This window comes from Ruegeria sp. ABV3_008 (assembly GCF_056161185.1).
The window spans coordinates 15,748-34,541 of sequence record NZ_JBSWYP010000018.1 but is presented as its reverse complement, the minus strand read 5'-3'; the positions used below and the strand labels follow the sequence as shown (position 1 = coordinate 34,541).

Sequence of the window (18,794 nt, the reverse complement as noted above, 5' to 3'; positions counted from 1 at the left end):
ATCAATCCTCCTTGTTCGGTTGCGCGCCAATCACCAGACGACGGCGCACGGGGAATATTTGAAGTCCGGTTTTCTCAGAGATCAGGCCCCAGATGCCGCGCGGGGCGAAGAGCATGACGGCGATCCCGATCAGCCCGAGCACCATGAGGTACCAGGAGCCGTAGTCAGCGAGCAGGCTTTGCAGGATAAAGAAGATCAGCACGCCCAGAATCGGGCCTTCGATGGTGCCTATGCCTCCGATCACGACGATGAAAATCACGTAAGCCGTCCAGTCGGTGACCGAGAACGCCGCATCCGGTGAAATCCGCAGTTTCTGAACGTAAATCAGAGCGCCCGTCAGTCCCGTTCCCGCGGCTGATACAAGGTAGACCAACCACTTCATCCGCACCGCATCCACGCCGACGGATTTCGCAGCTTCGACATTGTCGCGTACCGCAGCCAGTGCCAGCCCGCGCTTTGTTCTGAGCAGCCAGTAGATGCCCGCAATCGTTGCAATCACCAGCGCCAAGGCCAGCCAGTAGGTCAGGATATCGCGCGCTGCCGCTCCGCGAACATCAAACGTTGTCTGGATCCATTCGGTGGCCCACATCTCACGTGTTGCGGTGCGCGGCAGAGAGGTTCCAGTGCCGCCGCCGAGCACTTTCCATTGTGCCACCAGCAGGCGCATGACCTCGGCGATGACCCACGTTCCGATGGCGAAATAGGCACCTTGCAAGCGGAAGGCGAAGAAGGCTGTGGGTATGGCTACGATCAGGGCCGCAACGCCGCCCAGCAGGATCGCCGCAACCGGGTCCATACCCCAAAGGATGACACCGCCGAACATGGCGTATGCCCCCATGCCGACGAAGGCTTGCTGGCCGACGGACACTAGCCCACCATACCCCGCCAGCAAGTTCCAGAACTGCGCCAGAACAAGCATGGTGAAGATGAAGAACAGGTCTTGAATCAATCCTCGGCTGGCAAAGGTCGGCAGCAGGATGAACAGGATGATCAGGGCGACGCAGACGGCTCCGGCGCTGTAGGACGCACGGGTCTGAGTCTGGACGCGGTACATAGAGGTATCAGTCATCAGTCCACCGCCCTTGGAAACAGGCCTCTGGGTTTGATCAGAAGCACGATGAGAAACGCCAGGTGACCGGCCAGGATTTGCCATTCGGGGTTGATTGCTGCGCCGACAGTCTGAGCGACGCCGATGATGATGCCCCCGATTAGCGTGCCCCACAGACTGCCGAGGCCACCAATGATCACAGCCTCAAAAGCGTAGATCAGGCGCGCTGGGCCGATATTCGGGTCAAAATTCGCCCGCATTCCCAGATACAGCGCCGCCAAGGTCACTACGAGCATTGCGATGGCTGTCGCAGTGGCGAAGATACGTTCTGGACGGATACCCATCAGACCCGCTGTCACCGCATCATCCGAGGTCGCGCGGAACGCCCGCCCCAATTCCGTGCGATAGAAAAGCTGGTTCAGACCGACGATGACAAGGATTGCTGAGGCAAAGGTCAGCAACGGCAGAACACCCAAGTTCAACCCGCCCATCTGAACGGAAGCCGTAGCAATCTCACCCGCAGGCAAACGTTGGCTATCGGCTGAGAACCCTTCGAGCAGAGCATTCTGCAAAACAACCGACAGACCGAATGTCACAAGCAAAGGCGGCAGGATATCAGGCCCCAGCACGCGGTTCAGCACATGTCTCTGCAAAGCCCAACCCACACCAAACATGATCGGCGCAGCAATGATTGCGGCCAGAAACGGAGAGAGACCAAGCAGCGAAACCAGTAGAAGGATCAGATAGGCCGCAAAGACGATGAGATCGCCATGGGCCAAATTGACCAAACGCATTATCCCGAACACAAGGCTCAGGCCTGCCGCGAACAGCGCATAGAGCCCGCCCAACAGAACGCCCTGAATGATGGTGTCGATCCAGATCATGCGGCGGCTCCTCCGAAATAGGCGTCGTGAATGGCTTCACGGCTGAGCGTCTCGGCGGTGCCTTCCAGCGTGACGCGGCCCTCCATCATGCAATAGACGCGGTCTGCGACTTTCATCGCTTGACCAATGTCCTGCTCCACCACGATCAGGCTGGCTCCGGCCTCCTGAATGCGGGGGACGGCATCGTAGATGTCTTTGATGACCACTGGCGCGAGACCAAGGCTGATCTCGTCACATAGCAAAACACGCGGGTTGCTCATGAGGGCACGGCCAATGGCCACCATCTGCTGTTGCCCGCCGGACAGGGCAGTGCCGGGGTGGTTGCGGCGCTCTTTCAGAATCGGGAACAGCTCGTAGATTGTTTGCAAAGACCAATGGCCAGATACCTTGCGGCCATAGGTGCCGATCAGCAAGTTTTCCTCGACGCTTAGGGAAGGAAACAGCCGACGCCCCTCGGGCACCATGGCCACTCCGCGCGCCATGATTTCATCCGCCGCAAGGTCTCCGATGGGTTGGCCATCAAATCGCACTTGGTCGGACCCGTTGGTCAGAACGCCCGAGATTGATCGCATGAGGGTCGATTTCCCGGCCCCGTTTGCCCCGATGATGGCAACGGTTTCACCTTCGTCCAGATGGACATCCACGCCGAACAGGGCTTGGAAATCGCCATAGTGGGCGGTCAGCCCGTGGGTCTCTAGCAGGCTCATCAGACTTCGATCCCCAGATAGATTTCTTTGACTTCCCGGCTGTTCATGATCTCATCCGGGTCGCCGAGGCCGATGACCTTGCCGAAATCCAGAACCAGCAGCCGTTCAACGACTGAGGTGAGCGCATGCAGGACATGTTCGATCCAGATGATCGTCACACCGCTGCTGTGCAGCCCCTTGATCGTGTTGATCAGCGCGGTGCATTCAGCGTCGGTCAGACCTCCGGCGATTTCGTCCAGCAGCAACAGCTTTGGATTGGTTGCCATCGCGCGGGCCAACTCCAACCGCTTGCGTTGCAACAGCCGCAATCCACCGGCCGTGTCATTGGCCACATCCAACAGTTCCGTTTTCTCGAGAATGCGGGCGCAGTCCTGTTCGACCTCCTGTTCGGATTTGCTCTGCCCATGCGTCGCGGCCACAAGCAGATTTTCGAACACCGTTAGATGATCAAACGGCTGAGGGATCTGGAACGAGCGCCCAATACCCGACAAGCAGCGCTGCATCGGCGGCACGCGCGTCACGTCAGCCCCGTCGAAATGGATCGATCCCGCATCTGAGGTCAGATTGCCCGTTATCAGATTGAACAGCGTCGACTTGCCCGCCCCATTCGGACCAATGATCCCAAGGGCCTGCCCCTGCGCGACATCAAAACTGACATCGTCAGTGACGGTGAGCGCACCGAAGCTTTTTGAGACGTTTTTGAGCGAAAGAATGGTCATACCGGTGTTCCTGCCCCGGACAGGGTCCGGGGCGCTGGTTTCGTTGCGATCAGGAGATTTCTTCCATCACACCTGCAGTCGGAATTTCGGGTGCTGAAGAGTTGTCGACGATCACAAGGTCGTAGCTGCCATTTTCGAGCAGCCTCCACTGCCCTCCGACCAAGGGCGTTTTCGCAACGTTCTGCGCAGCGAAGGGTGGCAAGCCCGCACCATCAAAGGCGATCCGGCCAACAATGGAATCCAACTGCGTGGCAGCTATAGCCTCGGCTACGGCATCGCCATCACCTGCGTCATCAACACGTCCCATGACGTTCGCAGCCATTTCAAACAGTGCGTGCACAAAGCCGATGGGCTGGGTCCATTGGCGGCTAGTGGCGGCCATGTAACCCTGCGCCAATTCAGCTGAACTTGCGCCGGTGAGCGACGACGAGAACGGATGCGTGGGCGACCACCACACCTCGGAACTCAGGTTGTTGCCTGCGTTGCCCAAAGCTTCGACGGCCTGCGGGAACAGGATCGCCTTGCCGATGCTCGCCGCCTTAGGGGTGAAGCCTTGCTGCTTGGCTTGGCTCCAGAAGGTGGTGAAGTCAGGCGGGATCGGCACGCCGGTTACAATTTCAACATTCGCCTGACGAAACGCATTGATCTGCGCCGAGAAATCGTCGGTCAGGTTTTGGTACCGTCCGGGATCTGTCAGGCTATATCCCAACTCGGATAGAACCGGCGGGAAACCTACATTCGGATCGCCCCAGGCATTGCCATCACCGTCATTCGGGAACAATGCACCGACCTGCTTGTTGGTCTCCAATTGGCCCCACATCGCCGTGAAGACTGAGATAACGTCCTCAAGACCCCAGAAGAAGTGATAGGCGTAGTAGAACGGCTCCCAGCTGGCTGGATCACCGGGATTGCCCTGCTGGCCGATGAACCACGGCTGCCATGGGGCAACAGTGGAAATACACGGCACTTCCTCGGCCTCACAGGTCGAGGCAACCGGGTTGGTCGTTTCGGGTGTTGAAGCGACCAGCATGAGGTCGATCTCATCATCCACGATCAACTCGCCCGCCACGTCTGCTGCCCGGTTCGGGTTCGACTGGCTGTCCTTGACGATGACTTCGAAATTCGCACCGGCCTCAGATGCGGCGAAATTGTCGAGAATAAACTTGTCGGCCTCAGAAAAGGCGGCCAGAGGACCTGATTGCGGGCTGACATAGCCCAGCTTGATCTTGGCGCCCTGAGCGATAGCGGGCGCAGCGAGCGTGCCGGCGGCTAGGCTGAGGCCGGTTGCAGCGCTGGATTGCAGCAATTTGCGTCGTGTGATCATGTGTCCCTCCCTTGACACGGTGAAGTCAAACGCTTGGGGCGTTGCCTGCCCACGCGTTTCGAAGAAGCGTCCGCAGCCCATCAGCAGTGACCGGCTGTGGGTTCCAATACGGGTTCTTGAGTGCGATTTCGGTTGCGCGGTTCAGATCGGCCTCTGACAGGCCAAAGTCTCTAAGAGCCATTGGTGCGCCCATGGATTTGGAAAAATCCCAAAGCGCCTGGCCGGGCTCAGAACCGCCGAGAATTTCTGACACGGGTGCCAGAAGCTCCGGCACACCCGCCGCGTTGTAGGCGATGGCATGGGGCAGAACGACTGCGTGGGTTTCCGCGTGCGGCAGATTGAAGGACCCGCCCAGCGTATGGCAAAGCTTGTGATGCAACGCCATTCCGACCAGACCAAGCACAGTGCCGCAGGCCCATGCACCGCGCTGCGTTTCTTCTCTGGCTTTCAGGTCGCCGGGGTTTGCCACAACGGTCGGCAGACCTTCCGCAAACGCCTTCAAGCCGCCGATAGCCAATTCCGTGGTCTGATCCGTGCGATCCTTGGCATAAAGTGCCTCGGCAGCATGAGCCATGGCATTCAAGGCGCTGGTCACGGTCATCGCGGACGGCAATGACGCCACAAGTTCGGGATCGTACAGGATGACGCGGGGCAGAACCTTTGGGTCTGTAAGGGTGGTTTTGATGCCATCCTGAGTCTGACCCAAGATTGGGGTGGCCTCGCTGCCGGCATATGTGGTCGGGATGGCGATTTGTGGCAAACCGGTCCGAAGGGCAATCGCCTTGCCTAAGCCAATCGTCGAACCTCCACCGATAGAGACAATGCTATCGGCATTGACTGACAAAGCGTGTTCAACCGCTTCTTCGGTCACGCCGACCGGAGTGTGCATTGTTGCCCGAGTGAACACGCCTGCAGCACGATCCCCAACGGTTGTCGCAAGCTCCATTGCCATATCGACTTGCTGAGGCGTCGATAGGATCAGCGCCTTGTTCGATCCCAGCTCCGCCAACTCCGCGCAGATGTCGTTGCGCAAACCTGCGCCGAACCGGACTTTCTGACCATTGATGCTGTTGGTGCTCAGAGCCATTGGGCGGGTTCCTGACAAGCGATGGATTGCGGGTCTGGAGGGAAAGCTAGCAGGCAAAGACAGCACTCTTGATCGAATTATCGACCATCAATATAACTTTGGGTTATGAAGCTTGATCCAAGACATCTTGAGATTCTCGCGGCTATTGTCGAGGCCGGAGGGTTGACCGAAGGCGCTGCTTTACTTGGGAAATCTCAACCCAGTGTCTCCAGAAGCGTTTCTCTCTTGGAGGACAGGGTGGGAGAGCCCCTATTCCTGCCGACCCGAAGACCTTTGCAACCTACAGAGCTAGGTCTTGCGCTTGCTCAGGAAGGTCAAAGAATCCTAAGCGCGGGTCGCCATGCAAGTCGAGTTGTGGACGAACACCGTCAGGGCATTGCTGGTGCGGTGCGGGTTGCGGGTACGCCGATCTTCATGGACGGTGTCATCTCGAACGTGATTGCAGAGTTTCAGGCCGAGTACCCCAATATTCGGATCGACCAATCCTATGGATACCCCACTGAACTTTTGTCCCAATTGTCCGCTGAAACTCTGGACTTGGCCATTCTTCCTATGCGCCCAGCAGACGTGTCTGATGAGTACGAGTTTCGTCAAATCCTGCCTGGTCGAAACGTCATTGCGTGCCGTGTTGGGCACCCATTGGTGCGCAAAAAAGAGGTGAAGCTTGAAGACATCACTGAGTTTTCCTGGATCGCGCCACCTGCAAATAGCCCGCTTTTTCGTGACTTGCGAAACACGCTGGACGGTATCGGTATGCGAGACCTCAAAATCAGTTTCACAGGTGGGTCTTTGAGTGCGGTTGTGAACGTTCTGACGGGTTCAGACTCTCTAACCGTTTTGCCTTTTTCGGTGGTCTTCATGATGCAAAGGCAAAAAACTTTGGCAGCACTTCCGATAAAAATCGGTGATCCCGACCGGCACTTGGGATGCGTTACACTAAGCGTCCGAAGCATGCCTGCTTCGTCGGAGCGCGTGCTTGAGTTCATTAAGCAGAAGTTCGAAATGCTTGATCGGTTGATTTGTAGCGCGGGATGATCTCTCTGACCGGCCTCGCCTGATAAAATACGAGAGATTGAGTTGCTTTGTGAAGCCCGCACGAAGTTTTAGACGGATGTTGTTCAATGCGTGCGGCCTCAGGAATCCTTTTGGGTTTAGTGGATTTCTGTATTTTTCGATGTTTTTAGGTCAGAGATGCTTGACGTTTGGGTCAGAATTGAATGACGAGAATTACCGATTTGGTGAGGTTTTGGAGTTCTATTGAGGCAGTAGTCGGCGACGCCTTACATTTCTTGTCGGGCGTCAGACGAATTTGACCTTTGCTTTATAAACGACTCAACAACACCGTTTCTTACTCTCGTAGAAAGCTTCGTTTGATCTGAATTGCCTTCGGGAAAACCAGGGCTGATTTGCAGCCCAAATAGCTTTGAACGTTTGTTTCCAGGTTCGGGTGGTCTTGAATAAATTTTTCAAAGTATTCGGCAAACGTTCCGATGATCGGAGGGAGTTGTTCGTACGGGGGGTAGTACAGCGTCAACCATAACGACGTGATAGACCAGCTTGGCATCACCTGCTCGACTTGCCCGCCAGCCAATCCCTTGTCAGCAATGAAATCCGGTAGAACACATATGCCGTCTCCCGCGACCGCAAGAGCGTAGAGGAAGTCTCCATTGTTGGAGATTATCTTTTGGCCTGCTTGAATTGAAACGTTGCTACCTGCATGAGAGAAATCCCAAGTTTCAGCGCGGCCTTGCGCGCTGTATGACATCAGAAAGTCTGGGTTCAGGTCGCGCGGATGATCAGGCCTTGGAATGGGATGTGTCGCAAACTTTCGGGACAGCCGGAATTAACGGTTTACTGGGCACACCTATCCTGTGATCTCGGCAAATAGCCGAAAGCCAGCCGCCGTGATGCTAGAGAATTGCAGCTTCCGGATCATTTAGGCGATCTCAATACCGTCCAGTGCAGCCGAGGTGGATCTGAACGTGCAAATGAGCCGTACGCGACGCTTGATAACGCAACGATCCTGCTCGATCAGGTTGTTCAAGTACTTGTACATGACTGTTTGGGTTCTGGCTGAGCAGCTAAACCGATTGAAGATTTTGTTCACTTTTCGAATGCCTGCCGGGTTCGCTCCACTTTTGTCGATCACGATCTTGTCTGGGATTCCATTGGAAGACTGCGCTTTGGTAAGGAACCTTGCTGCCGGTGGGCGGTTCTTCTGTTCAGACAACATGAGATCGAGAGTATTTTCCACGTTGTCGGCGGCCCGATAGAGGTACATCCATTTGCCGCGAACACGGGCATATACCTCGACCATGCGCAGGGAGCTAAGCGTTGGTCTCATCTTCAATTGGGTGGGCACTGCGATCATCGGCGAATACTTAACAATTCACCTGTCGAAAGCGGCATGGTCCATCCGCACGCCGCGTTCAGCTATGATCTCTTCGAGGACGCGATAGGACACCGTATACCGCAGATAGAATTACACGACGTGCAAAAAAGGTAAGATCAGACATGTTTACCGATCTCGCTATTGAGACGTGATCCACCCCCACCAGCAGAAACAATTGGGCACCGACCCTCATACGCAGGTATCCTGCGGATCTGCTACTCAGTAATAATCTTCGCACCAGAGTCTGTGGGCGCACCGAGAAGGTGTTGCCGAATCCTCATATCCAGTTTGGTGCTTCTTAAATCGACGATTCCGCTTTTCGAAAAAAGCTCTCGAACTGAGCGGTAGTTTTCAGCTTTTTTCCAGACAACAGGAGAAGAGGTTGGCGTTCGGCCGGACAAGGAAGCGAGATAAGACATCGTGCCGAACAATAGCTTTGACTTGTCGCGATGGGGTTTGTTCAGAATGTACAGGCTGAGAGGCGCGTCTGGACCGCGTTCGGAATCGACAACAAAAACCTGCCCCGCGCGGAAGGCGGCTTTGCCATCACATCTTGTCCAGCGGCGCGTCGATGACTTTCCTTCGCTTAAGGCTTCGACAACACGGCTGTAAACCGTCCCGTTCCGCTCATCCAAAAAGGCAACGTTGACAATGGCTTTGGTTGGATCGTTCGGTGCGCGAAAGAACACTTGATAAGATCCGAGAAATGGCCGCAGCCGTTGAAGATCACCTGGGAACACATCAATCAGAGGGTCTCGTCGCCGATCCGCCTCGGTTTTGGCGAGTTGGGTGGTGTGGCGCCGCAGCTCTGCATGATCTCCCAGCAAGATATGTTCGCCCACGTCGAAGAACCGGCTAATGCGGCGCAAGTTGTTTGGCGAGGGCATGCTGCTGCCGTTGAGGTACTTGGCGAATTGTTGATGGTTGATGCCAATCTGTCTGCAAACAGCCGCCACTGACGGGTAATCCGCACAAAGGTGGCGGAGGTTTGCAGCTAAATTCTGGTGCATCGGTGGTTGGGCCTTGGCTAGCATAAACTCGCTAAAGAAAGCATAATTTAGCGTTATTGTTTAGCTCAAATTGGTGCGTGATCTTCCGGGCAACAGAAGAATGCTCAGGGAAGTTCAAGCAATGGATAAATTTCAATACGTGCGGCAGATGGAACGGCGTCTGCAATTGCGTCAGGTGGATCGCCGCCAGTTCATGCGCGGTGTTTTGGCAACCGGCATGACTGTCGGTGCAGCAACGCTTTTGGCGGATCGCGCTTTTGCGGCCACGCCCCAAAAGGGCGGCAGCATGATTGCCGGGATTGGTCATGGCGGGACGACTGAGCAACTCAACCCGGGGCAGATATCAGCGGGTTTCCTGATTCCGTTGAGCCTGGGCATGAACAGTTTCCTGACTACGATCGACGCGGACAGCAACGTGCAGCCGTCGCTTGCAAAATCATGGGAGGCCTCGCCGGACGCTTCGGTCTGGACCTTCGAGATACGCGGCGGGGTCGAATTCCACAATGGTCGCACAGTGACAGTTGAGGATGTGATTGCCTCGATCAATTTTCACCGCGGAGAAAGGTCAACCTCGACTGGGGCGCCGCTGTTGGCGGGTGTGAAGGAACTGCGTGCGGACGGGCCAAACACCATCGTTTTCGAGCTTGAGGGCGGTAACGCAGATTTCCCGGCCATCCTCAGTGACTACCGTTTTGCTATTCTGCCGGCAGACGGTGACAGCATTGACTGGCAATCCGGTATCGGTTGCGGAGCCTATCAGTTGAAGGATTTCCAGCCAGGGATTTCGGCGGATTTGGCCCGTCACGGGAACCACTGGAACCCTGATGTCGCGCATGTGGACGAATGGAAGCTTCTGGTGCTGCTGGATACGACCGCACGGATGGCGGCGCTGTCGGCGGGGTCGGTCGACATTGCCGATAAGGTTGATCCCAAGACGGCCAAATTTGTCTCGCGTGATCCAAATGTTACGCTGCATTCGGTTGCCGGTACGCAGCACTACTCCTTCCCGATGCTGACCAATGCCGCGCCGTTTGACGACAACAATGTACGTCAGGCGATCAAATGGGGCATCGACCGGCAAGAGCTGGTGGACAAGATTCTGCTGGGTTACGGCGAGGTCGGCAATGATCATCCAATCGGGTCCGGTCAGAAGTATTTCAATGCTGAGCTTGAACAAAAGACTTTCGATCCGGACAAGGCAAAATACTATCTGAAACAGGCTGGTCTGGAGTCGCTGAATGTCGAACTTTCGTCCTCTGACGCTGCTTTCCCTGGCGCGGTGGACGCAGCGACGCTGATTTCGAACTCGGCCGCGAAATGCGGGATCAACGTTTCTGTCAAACGAGAGCCCAACGATGGTTATTGGTCCGAGGTCTGGACCAAGAAGCCTTGGTGCGCCAGCTATTGGGCCGGGCGACCGGTCGAGGATCTCATGTTCTCATTGGCGTTCCAATCCGGTGTCGCTTGGAACGAATCTCTCTGGTCGCATGAGAAATTCGACAAGATTCTGGTGGAGGCTCGGGCTGAACTGGACACCGAAAAACGTCGCCAGATGTATGGCGAGATGCAGGATATTGTCGCCAATCAGGGCGGTGTCGCGATCCCGATGTTTGCGTCATACGTTTTTGCAACGCGCCCAAGCGTTGGCACGCCCGAAAAATTCGGTTCGAATCTGGATCTGGATGGAAGCAGCTTTATGGAGCGTTGGTGGAAAGCCGAATAACTCTGGTGAAATATGATAGCATCGCCAAAGATCAGAGGATGGCTCGCGCAGCCGTCCTCTGACGTGTTGGGAACAGAGAATTTATGAAACTTTTCATTGCAACACTATCTACAGAGACGAACACGTTTTGCACGATGCCGACTGCGATGTCGGGTTTTGAGGACTATTTCCTGCGGCATGGTACGGCGACACAAGAGCCTCCAAACCTTATGACGGAGGCACTGCATCTGTGGCGTGAAAAGGCCGAAGCTCTGGGCTGGCAGGTTGTCGAAAGCCTGACCGCCATAGCCGAACCCGCCGGACCGACCACGCGCAGCTGTTATGACGCATTGAGCGGCGAGATTCTGTCTGATCTCGCGGAGTGCGGTGGTGCAGATATCATCCTGCTGCAACTGCACGGCGCGATGGTGGCTGAGCATATTGAGGATTGCGAGGGCGATATTCTGGCTCGCGTCCGCGAACAGTGCCCGGAGGCAACGATCGGTGTTTCGCTGGACCTGCATTCTCATCTGACAAAGAAGATGCTGAACGCCAGCGATCTGATCGTGCATTTCAGAGAATACCCGCATGACGATGCAACGGCCTGCGCGTCCGAACTGTTTGATCTGGCAAAGCGGGCAAATGCGGGTGAGATCGCGCCCAAGATGGCGTTTTTTGATACCCGTATGATGAACCTCTATCTGACTAAAACCGGGGCTATGAAGGATTTTGTAGCCGAGATGGCCGAAGCTCAAACCAGACTCGGTGTGTTATCAGTTTCATTGAGTCACGGTTTTCCCTGGGCTGACGTCGAAGATGTCGGCGCGCGGATGCTTGTTATTGCAGATGGCCAAGCACAACTGGCCGCGCAACTGGCTGAGGAGTTGGGGTGGCGCTTCTTTGATTTGCGCAACGAGGTGACCACGCGGTATCTACCGATCTCCGAGGCGCTGGATCAAATTGCTACACGGTCCGGTCTATGCGTTCTTGCGGACATGGGTGACAATTCAGGCGGAGGAGCGCCGGGCGACGCCACCCACTTGCTGAAAGCCATGCTGGAGTGTGGAATGACACATTTTGCCAGTGGTCTGTTCTGGGATCCCGGAGTAGTGCGGATTTGTCAGGATGCGGGTATAGGAAGCAGATTGAAGCTTCGGCTTGGCGGAAAAACCGGTGTGGTTTCAGGGGATCCGATCGACCTGACTGCAAGAGTTATGAATATCGAGACGGGCCTGGGTCAGCATCTCGGCACAGGTCTTGAACCCATGGGCACCGTGGTCTGGCTCCGCCTGGATGGAGAAATCGACTTGTTGGTCAATGATCTTCGCGTTCAGGTTTACCATCCTGAAGCCTTCGAGCAGATCGGCATCCGACTGGCAGAGAAATCGGTGGTGGCGGTGAAATCCCTGTTCCATTTCTACGGCCCGTTCAGCCAAATTTCGGATCACATCCTGCAGGTTGCCAGCCCTGGCGGAACACAGCCTGCGTTCCACGACCTCGCGCTCACCAAGCGAAAACTGCCTTTCTGGCCTGCGGTTGCGCAGCCATTTTTAGATGAAAGCCTTGTGGATGCCGGATAGCGGTTTCAACCAAAAGGTCTAGCGGTCGGAACCCAATCGCAAACATACTCAGCATCCGGTGCTATGGCGTGGGATTGGGGCCACGCCAGATAAAACCCGTTTTGGACTATTCATGTCCGTTACTCTCGCGCCGTCTGTTTAGCTTGATGAGCTAAGCTTTGGCCGTTGAGGCGCTGACCTCTGCGGGGGTGTGATCTCGGTGATGCCAACACGCGGGGTTGAGGTAAAGGTGAGAGGATGTCCGACAGCTCTTCAGCTGGCCAGAATGCGCTGCGCTTTCAAGCGAGAACCATCTGGCAAAATGGCCCCGGCGTCGCTGAGGTTCTCACGTGGTTGGGCATCGCCGGTCAAACGATTCATTGAACGCTATTCCGAACCTGTTCCCTCGGGCTGCGTCGCATCGCTCCAATAGGAGCCTTCTTTCCTGTCGATATGGAGTTTCAGCACTTCTAAAGCTTGTGGAACGTCACCATCCCGGACGCACTGAAGCAACTCAATGTGCTCCCGATAGGATTTAGCCATGTGATCAGGGTGATGCCCCAACCGGCTGCGCAACGCTGCCATTTTCAATGCAATCGTTTGATAAGCGTCATTAAGAAACCGGTTGTCTGCGCAGTCGAAGAGGCATTGGTGAAATAGAGTATCCAGATAAAGGTATTCTGCATCATCCGCGGCCTCACGGGCCGCTGTCATCCGATTAACGCATTTTTCAAGCGCGGCATGAAGCGCCTGCGGGTTCGCCTGCATGGCCGAGGTCAAAGCGGTCGTTTCAAGGCAGACTCGTGCATCGCAAAGTTTTGCCAGTTCTTCGGGCTCCAGGTTGAACACGAATGAGCCTCTTTGCGGTTCGACGACCAGCAGGCCTTCCATCTCAAGCCGATTGATTGCCTCTCGCACCGGGGTGCGGCTGACCTCAAGATTTTTGGCGATTCGAGCTTCAGACAGTTGCTCACCCAGTTCGAACTCGCCTTTGATGATCCGCTCGCGCAGGTTTTCGGTCACCAATTCCGTCAATGATTTCGGTCTGTTGAATGGGCTCATGTCGCTCTCCTCAGTTCGACAGTAGCAGGCCTATATCTAGCATACAATGTGTTAGTATTGACAGATTGGCATACTGTATGCCAGTTTCGATTCTCACGAGGAGACGGCATCGGGAGGGGCGTCTTTGCAAACTCTGGAAACATGGATTGTTGCGTTGAACCGGGCGCTGGTGGCTTTGGCGCTGGCTACGGTCTTTGCAATCGTCTTCGCCAATGTGGTGGGGCGGTACGGTTTTGGTACCTCCCTGGCCTGGGTTGAAGAGGTCGCCAGACACCTGATGATCCTTGGCGCGTTTTGCGGTGCCGGTCTTGCCTTGCGCGAGGGTCGGTTGGTCGCGATCACGACAATTCCGGATTTGCTGCCCGACGCTCTGGCCCGACTGCTGCGCTGGGGCATTGTCTTCGTCATGTTTGCCTTCATGGCGACGATGCTGTGGCTGGGCGTCAAATTCGTTGAATTCGGCTGGAACAAGGAAACCATGTCCACCGGCATTTCGCGCGGCATCCCCTATCTCGCCATCCCGATCGGGTGCGCGTTGTTCCTGATCCAATTGACCTTTTTCGCAAAACGTTTCGTAAGCCAAGAGTTTGAACACGGTCTCAGCGCCAAGGGTGATGAGGCAGAGGTCTGAGCCGTGGCAAAGACCCTGATCATCCTGTTCTTCGCGACGCTGTTTCTGGGTGTTCCCGTTGCCTTCACGATGGGAATCGCCGGCCTGTCCGCGATTTCTATCGACGGTTCGTTGAACCCACTTGTCGCAACCCAACGCATGTTCGCCGGGATCGACAGTTTCCCGCTGATGGCGGTGCCTTTCTTCATTCTAGCGTCCGAGCTGATGACGGCCTGCGGGCTAACAAACGCATTGCTGCGCTTTGCCAACGCTCTGGTTGGACATGTGCGTGGTGGGTTGGGGCATGTGAACATCCTTGTGTCGATGCTGTTTGCGGGGATCAGCGGCTCTGCCCTGGCGGATGCCGCGGGGCCCTCTGCCATCGTCATGCGGATGATGCGCGAGGCTGGGTATGAGAAGAACTATGCTGGTGCCCTGTCCGCGGCGACGGCTACCATCGGTCCGATTATTCCGCCGTCCATTCTGGCCGTGATTTTTGCGATCTCAACCAATGGAGTGACGGTCGCGGGACTGTTTCTGGCCGGAATTGTGCCTGGGGTTATGCTGGGCGTTGCGCTGGCCATTGCGAACCATATCGTGTCCACCCGCAACGGCTACCGCGGGCGTGAACATCGCGCCACTATGGTTGAATTGCGCGGTGCAACCCTGTCGGCCATTCCGGCCCTGATCATGCCAGCAATCATTCTAGGCGGTATCCTTTTCGGTGTGTTCACACCCACCGAGGCGGGCGCGGTGGCCTCAGCCTACGCTCTGTTCCTTGGTTTCATCCTGCGCGCCTTCACGGTCCGCGCTCTGTACGCCGCTTTTGTGCGGGCTGCGGTGGTGACGTCCTCGGTCTTCCTGATCGTGGCGATGGCGTCGATCTTTGCCTGGCTACTGACTTACCTGCAAATTCCACAGGAATTGGCCAAGCTGATCACCCAGATCACCGACAACCGTCTGGGCATTCTGTTCATTCTGGCGGCTTTTGCCCTGATCTGCGGCTTCTTTATCGACACGCTGCCCGCGCTGATCATCCTGACTCCGATCCTAGGTCCCATTGCCTATTCCGCGGGGATCGACCCGCTTCAATTCGGGATGATGTTGGTGCTGAACCTGACTATCGGGATGATCACCCCTCCGGTTGGTCCGGTGCTGTTCGTGATCGCCACGGTCGGACAATTGAAAATCGAACGCCTGTCAAAAGCGGTTCTGCCGCTGCTGCTGGCTGAACTCGTAGTGCTTCTTCTGGTCATTCTTGTGCCAGGCGTCAGCACCTTCATCCCCAACTTCTTTGGATTTGCGAACTGACATGAAAGGGAGGAACCTCATGAAAACCATGTCGAAACTGATGACGGCAACAGCCGTTATTGCAATGACCGCCGCCAGTGCGGCCTCGGCTAAAGAGCTGAAATACGCACATTTTCAAGCCGCTGACCTGAGCTCGCCCAAACACGCCGCAGCGTTGGCGTTTGAAGCCTGCGTCGAGGGCAAAACCTCGGGTTCGATCGACGTTCAGATCTTCCCGGCATCGCAACTGGGTGGCGGGTCCGAGATCATGGAAGGGCTGCAGCTGGGCACCGTTCAGATGGCGTCGATCCATGACGGCCCAATCTCGGCTGTCTACAAACCGTTCTCTGTTCTGGCGATGCCTTATCTGTTCGAAGATCAGGCGATGGCCTGGGCGGTGATGGACGGTGAATTCGGTGACGCGCTGGCCGAAGATATGCGGGCGAAAACCGGCATCCGCAGCTTTGGCGTGGCCGACAACGGGGTGCGCAATTTCACCAACAACGTGAAGCCCGTGGCCGAGCCTGCCGATATGGAAGGCCTGAAAATGCGCGTAATGACCGCGCCGGTCTGGGTGACCCTCGTCGAAAGTCTCGGCGCATCGGCGACACCCGTTCCGTGGCCAGAACTGCCCGGCGCTCTGCAGCAGGGCGTTGTGGACGGCCAGGAAAACGGCGTGACGAATATCGTCAACGCGTCGCTTTACCAGCACCAGAAATACGTCTCGCTCGATGGCCATGTGTTCAGCTGGCACGCCTATCTGATGTCGGACATGTTCTTCGAAAGCCTGACGGATGACGAGAAGCAAGCCGTCGAGCAATGCGTCGAAATCTCGAAAACGATCCACCGTGGCATGACCGCCGCGCAGGACGCGAATGCGACCGCGATCCTGTCGGAAAAAGGCATGGAAGTGGTCCCCGTCAGCCCCGAGCAGAAGGCCCTGTTCCGCGAAGCCGCGCAGCCTGCCGTGCGCGAATACATCGTGGGTGAGATTGGCGAGGAGTGGCCCGATCGCCTCGACGCCGCTGTCGAAGCCTACAAGGCGCAATAACCCATGCCGAGGGACCGTCACATGACCCACCAAACCATCGCAATTCTTGAACCCGGCTATGCCGCCTATGACACCGAGGCTTCGGTGTTGGCCGAGCAGGATGTTCAGATCGCGCCGGTCGGGCCGGAAACCGAGGCGGTCCCGGCCCTGCAGGCACTCGATCCGGTTGCCATCCTTGTGCGGGAACGCATTGTGGATGCGGCTGTGATCGATGCCTGCCCGAACCTGAAAGTCGTCGTCCGCTATGGGGTGGGCGTCGACAATATCGATCTGGACTACGCGCAATCGCGCGGCATCTATGTTGCGAATGTACCAGACTATGGTGCGGAAACCGAAGTCAGCGAACATGCGCTGGCACTGTATTTGGCCGTGCAGCGGCGCATTCCGTCCCGGGATGCCGAAGTGCGGCAGGGTCAATGGGGAGTAGGGCAGGCGGCGTTGATCCCCAGCCGTGAAAACGCCACCCTTGGGCTGATTGGCTGCGGCAAGATCGGCCTGCAAGCTGCACGGAAGTTCCGGGCCTTGGGGTTCGCTTCGGTTCTGGTTTTCGACCCCTATCTGAGCGACGACGCAGCCCAAGCGGCGGATGTGCAAAAGGTGGATTTGATCAACCTCTGCAAGGCGTCCGACGTCATCAGTCTGCATGCTCCTCTCACGCCCGAAACACGGCATATTCTGAACGCTGAGCGTATCGCACAGATGAAGCCAACCTCGATCGTGATAAACGTGTCGCGCGGCGGATTGGTGGACGAAGCCGCGTTGGCTCAGGCCCTCCACCAAGGCCGCATTTTCGGGGCAGGGATCGACGTGTTCGAACAGGAACCGGTCGATCCGACCAACCCCCTTTTGCATAGCCCCAACACCATCGTCTCAGACCACGCTGCCTGGTACTCTGAACGCTCGGTTGCGGTGCTGCAGCGTTGCGCTGCGCGTGAAGTCGCGAGAGTTCTTGAGCACGAGCAACCCGATCACTGGGTGAACAAATGGTAGATTTCGTCAGCACTTTGCGATCTGCGCAAATTGTCCCGGTGATCCGCCATAGCGACCCCGAGATCGCTTTGACGGCCTGTGACCTGCTGGCCGAGGCCGGAATCCGCGCGTTGGAGATCACCACTACGGTTCCGGATGCCGCAGCTCTGATCGCTGAGCTGTGCCAACGCTATCCTGAAATTCACACCGGCGCCGGAACGGTTCTTGACGCTGATCAGGCTGACGCAGTGTTGGCCGCTGGTGCCGAATTTGTTGTCTCTCCGTGCTGGAGCGATGCTGCTGCGCGGGAAGCCGGTGCTGCGAAAGTGCCCTATCTGCCCGGAGCAATGACACCGGGCGAGGTTCACCATCATGCGGAAAACGGTGCTGCGGTGATCAAGATTTTTCCGGCCGATGCTGCCGGAGGGCCCGGCTTCCTGAAGGCTGTCAAATCCGTGTTTCCCAATCTCGCCCTGATGCCGACTGGCGGCGTGTCTCCTGACACTGCGCAAACCTATCTGAACGCCGGTGCGCTTTGCGTTGGCATGGGTGGAAATCTGCTGCCCGCCCAGGCGCTCGAGGCCGGTCACATCGACTTGGCTCGCGCACAAATCAACGCGGCTCTCACGGCCGCATCTTTTCAATCTTCCCAACGTAAGAGGATACTCTCATGAACACCCAAGAACTCGTCGCCGGGTTTCGCGACGTGGCCACCGCATCCGTCGCGGATGCTGTGGACAAGGTGTCCGGCAAGACCGGATTTCTGCCCGCCGCGATCAAACCGCGCATCAATGAAAGGAAGATCGTCGGTCCAGCCGTGACAATCTTGGAAGGACCTACCGATGAATTCCTGCCACCGCAGCACGCGCTGGACGCCATCGACGAATCCGAGGCTGGTTCGGTCATCGTGATCTCGACCAATGGCACTACCGATGTGGCGCTGTGGGGTGGTCTGATGACCGCCGGAGCCGTTGCCAACAAACACGAAGGTGCCGTTCTGGACGGTGGTGTGCGTGATCTGGTCGAGATCAAGCGAGACTATGACTTCCCGGTCTATTCCCGCTGCGTTAACCCGGGCACCACTCTGGGCCGCGTTCGTACGCTGGCTTCGAATGTAGAAGTCGACATGGGCGGTGTGATTGTACACCCCGGCGACATCATCGTGGCAGATATCGACGGTGCGGTTGTGGTCCCCCGTGAACATGCAGAACCCATCTTGGACATGGCACGCGAGATTGATGAGCGCGAAGCCGAACAGGCGCGTCTGATCATTGAAAGCGGCTCGCTGCGCGAAGGTCTGGCGAAATACGGCCGTATCTAAAACAACAATCCGTCCCGCAGGTTGCTCGCAACAACCTGCGGGACACCAGATCTCAGCAA

At 56.7% G+C, this 18,794-nt stretch carries 18 protein-coding genes and 1 pseudogene; 9 read left to right on the top strand and 10 right to left on the bottom strand.

Annotation, left to right across the window (positions count from 1 at the left end; all coding sequences use genetic code 11):
• Nucleotide 1: 1 nt before the first annotated feature.
• Genes ACXAH8_RS21510 through ACXAH8_RS21485 form a run of 6 tightly spaced genes read right to left on the bottom strand, consistent with a single transcriptional unit; the run spans nt 2 to nt 5,769 of the window.
• Nucleotides 2-1,069, bottom strand: a complete 1,068-nt coding sequence (locus tag ACXAH8_RS21510; RefSeq protein WP_475220587.1) for a branched-chain amino acid ABC transporter permease — start codon at nt 1,067-1,069, stop codon at nt 2-4.
• Complete coding sequence (locus ACXAH8_RS21505; protein ID WP_170680886.1) at nt 1,069-1,932, bottom strand: branched-chain amino acid ABC transporter permease; 864 nt, start codon at nt 1,930-1,932, stop codon at nt 1,069-1,071. The genes ACXAH8_RS21510 and ACXAH8_RS21505 overlap by 1 nt, the downstream gene beginning before the upstream one ends.
• Nucleotides 1,929-2,639, bottom strand: coding sequence for an ABC transporter ATP-binding protein (locus ACXAH8_RS21500; RefSeq protein ID WP_475220586.1), 711 nt, complete (start codon nt 2,637-2,639; stop codon nt 1,929-1,931). The genes ACXAH8_RS21505 and ACXAH8_RS21500 overlap by 4 nt, the downstream gene beginning before the upstream one ends.
• The gene (locus ACXAH8_RS21495; RefSeq protein WP_170637757.1) at nt 2,639-3,358 is read right to left on the bottom strand and encodes an ABC transporter ATP-binding protein; all 720 of its coding nucleotides are present in this window, start codon (nt 3,356-3,358) and stop codon (nt 2,639-2,641) included. Before ACXAH8_RS21495 ends, ACXAH8_RS21500 begins: the two co-directional genes overlap by 1 nt.
• A 49-nt stretch (nt 3,359-3,407) precedes the next feature.
• Entirely contained in the window at nt 3,408-4,682 is a 1,275-nt protein-coding gene (locus ACXAH8_RS21490) for an ABC transporter substrate-binding protein (RefSeq protein WP_475220585.1), read from the bottom strand.
• A gap of 25 nt (nt 4,683-4,707) precedes the next feature.
• Nucleotides 4,708-5,769, bottom strand: coding sequence for a maleylacetate reductase (locus ACXAH8_RS21485; RefSeq protein ID WP_475220584.1), 1,062 nt, complete (start codon nt 5,767-5,769; stop codon nt 4,708-4,710).
• 105 nt (nt 5,770-5,874) lie between these two features.
• Between ACXAH8_RS21485 and ACXAH8_RS21480 the strand changes: the two genes are divergently transcribed.
• On the top strand, nt 5,875-6,804 hold the full coding sequence (locus ACXAH8_RS21480; RefSeq protein WP_475220583.1) for a LysR family transcriptional regulator: 930 nt from the start codon (nt 5,875-5,877) through the stop codon (nt 6,802-6,804).
• Nucleotides 6,805-7,117: 313 nt separating this feature from the next.
• On the opposite strand, the gene ACXAH8_RS21475 is transcribed toward ACXAH8_RS21480, so the two are convergent.
• From ACXAH8_RS21475 to ACXAH8_RS21465, 3 genes and pseudogenes are all read right to left on the bottom strand, one after another.
• A complete protein-coding gene (locus tag ACXAH8_RS21475) occupies nt 7,118-7,579 on the bottom strand; it encodes a LysR substrate-binding domain-containing protein (RefSeq protein ID WP_475220607.1) in 462 nt (153 codons plus the stop codon).
• 54 nt (nt 7,580-7,633) lie between these two features.
• Nucleotides 7,634-8,251: pseudogene (locus ACXAH8_RS21470) on the bottom strand (IS6 family transposase); the annotation flags it as partial.
• Between the two features lie 125 nt (nt 8,252-8,376).
• On the bottom strand, nt 8,377-9,195 hold the full coding sequence (locus tag ACXAH8_RS21465) for a helix-turn-helix domain-containing protein (RefSeq protein WP_475220582.1): 819 nt from the start codon (nt 9,193-9,195) through the stop codon (nt 8,377-8,379).
• A gap of 97 nt (nt 9,196-9,292) precedes the next feature.
• Between ACXAH8_RS21465 and ACXAH8_RS21460 the strand changes: the two genes are divergently transcribed.
• Both ACXAH8_RS21460 and ACXAH8_RS21455 read left to right on the top strand, forming a co-directional pair.
• Nucleotides 9,293-10,894 (top strand): ABC transporter substrate-binding protein, encoded by a 1,602-nt coding sequence (locus ACXAH8_RS21460; protein ID WP_475220581.1) that lies wholly within the window; start codon nt 9,293-9,295, stop codon nt 10,892-10,894.
• A gap of 83 nt (nt 10,895-10,977) precedes the next feature.
• Nucleotides 10,978-12,453 carry a M81 family metallopeptidase gene (locus tag ACXAH8_RS21455; protein WP_475220580.1) on the top strand — a complete coding sequence of 492 codons (1,476 nt, stop codon included), beginning with the start codon at nt 10,978-10,980 and terminating at the stop codon, nt 12,451-12,453.
• A 366-nt stretch (nt 12,454-12,819) separates the two neighbouring features.
• Here the strand turns inward: ACXAH8_RS21455 and ACXAH8_RS21450 are convergent, their stop codons facing one another.
• A complete protein-coding gene (locus ACXAH8_RS21450; protein ID WP_419738836.1) occupies nt 12,820-13,494 on the bottom strand; it encodes a GntR family transcriptional regulator in 675 nt (224 codons plus the stop codon).
• A 124-nt stretch (nt 13,495-13,618) separates the two neighbouring features.
• On the opposite strand from ACXAH8_RS21450, the gene ACXAH8_RS21445 reads away from it, so the two are divergent.
• The 6 genes from ACXAH8_RS21445 to ACXAH8_RS21420 are packed head-to-tail and all read left to right on the top strand — an operon-like array spanning nt 13,619 to nt 18,735.
• Nucleotides 13,619-14,125 (top strand): TRAP transporter small permease, encoded by a 507-nt coding sequence (locus ACXAH8_RS21445; protein WP_475220579.1) that lies wholly within the window; start codon nt 13,619-13,621, stop codon nt 14,123-14,125.
• Between the two features lie 3 nt (nt 14,126-14,128).
• Nucleotides 14,129-15,415: a TRAP transporter large permease gene (locus ACXAH8_RS21440; protein ID WP_475220578.1), complete on the top strand. Its 1,287-nt coding sequence runs from the start codon at nt 14,129-14,131 to the stop codon at nt 15,413-15,415.
• A gap of 19 nt (nt 15,416-15,434) precedes the next feature.
• A complete protein-coding gene (locus tag ACXAH8_RS21435) occupies nt 15,435-16,445 on the top strand; it encodes a DctP family TRAP transporter solute-binding subunit (protein WP_475220577.1) in 1,011 nt (336 codons plus the stop codon).
• A 21-nt stretch (nt 16,446-16,466) separates the two neighbouring features.
• Nucleotides 16,467-17,435, top strand: a complete 969-nt coding sequence (locus ACXAH8_RS21430) for a C-terminal binding protein (protein ID WP_170474905.1) — start codon at nt 16,467-16,469, stop codon at nt 17,433-17,435.
• Nucleotides 17,429-18,088 (top strand): bifunctional 4-hydroxy-2-oxoglutarate aldolase/2-dehydro-3-deoxy-phosphogluconate aldolase, encoded by a 660-nt coding sequence (locus tag ACXAH8_RS21425; RefSeq protein WP_170474908.1) that lies wholly within the window; start codon nt 17,429-17,431, stop codon nt 18,086-18,088. The genes ACXAH8_RS21430 and ACXAH8_RS21425 overlap by 7 nt, the downstream gene beginning before the upstream one ends.
• Complete coding sequence (locus ACXAH8_RS21420) at nt 18,085-18,735, top strand: RraA family protein (protein ID WP_475220576.1); 651 nt, start codon at nt 18,085-18,087, stop codon at nt 18,733-18,735. Before ACXAH8_RS21425 ends, ACXAH8_RS21420 begins: the two co-directional genes overlap by 4 nt.
• Nucleotides 18,736-18,794 lie beyond the last annotated feature (59 nt).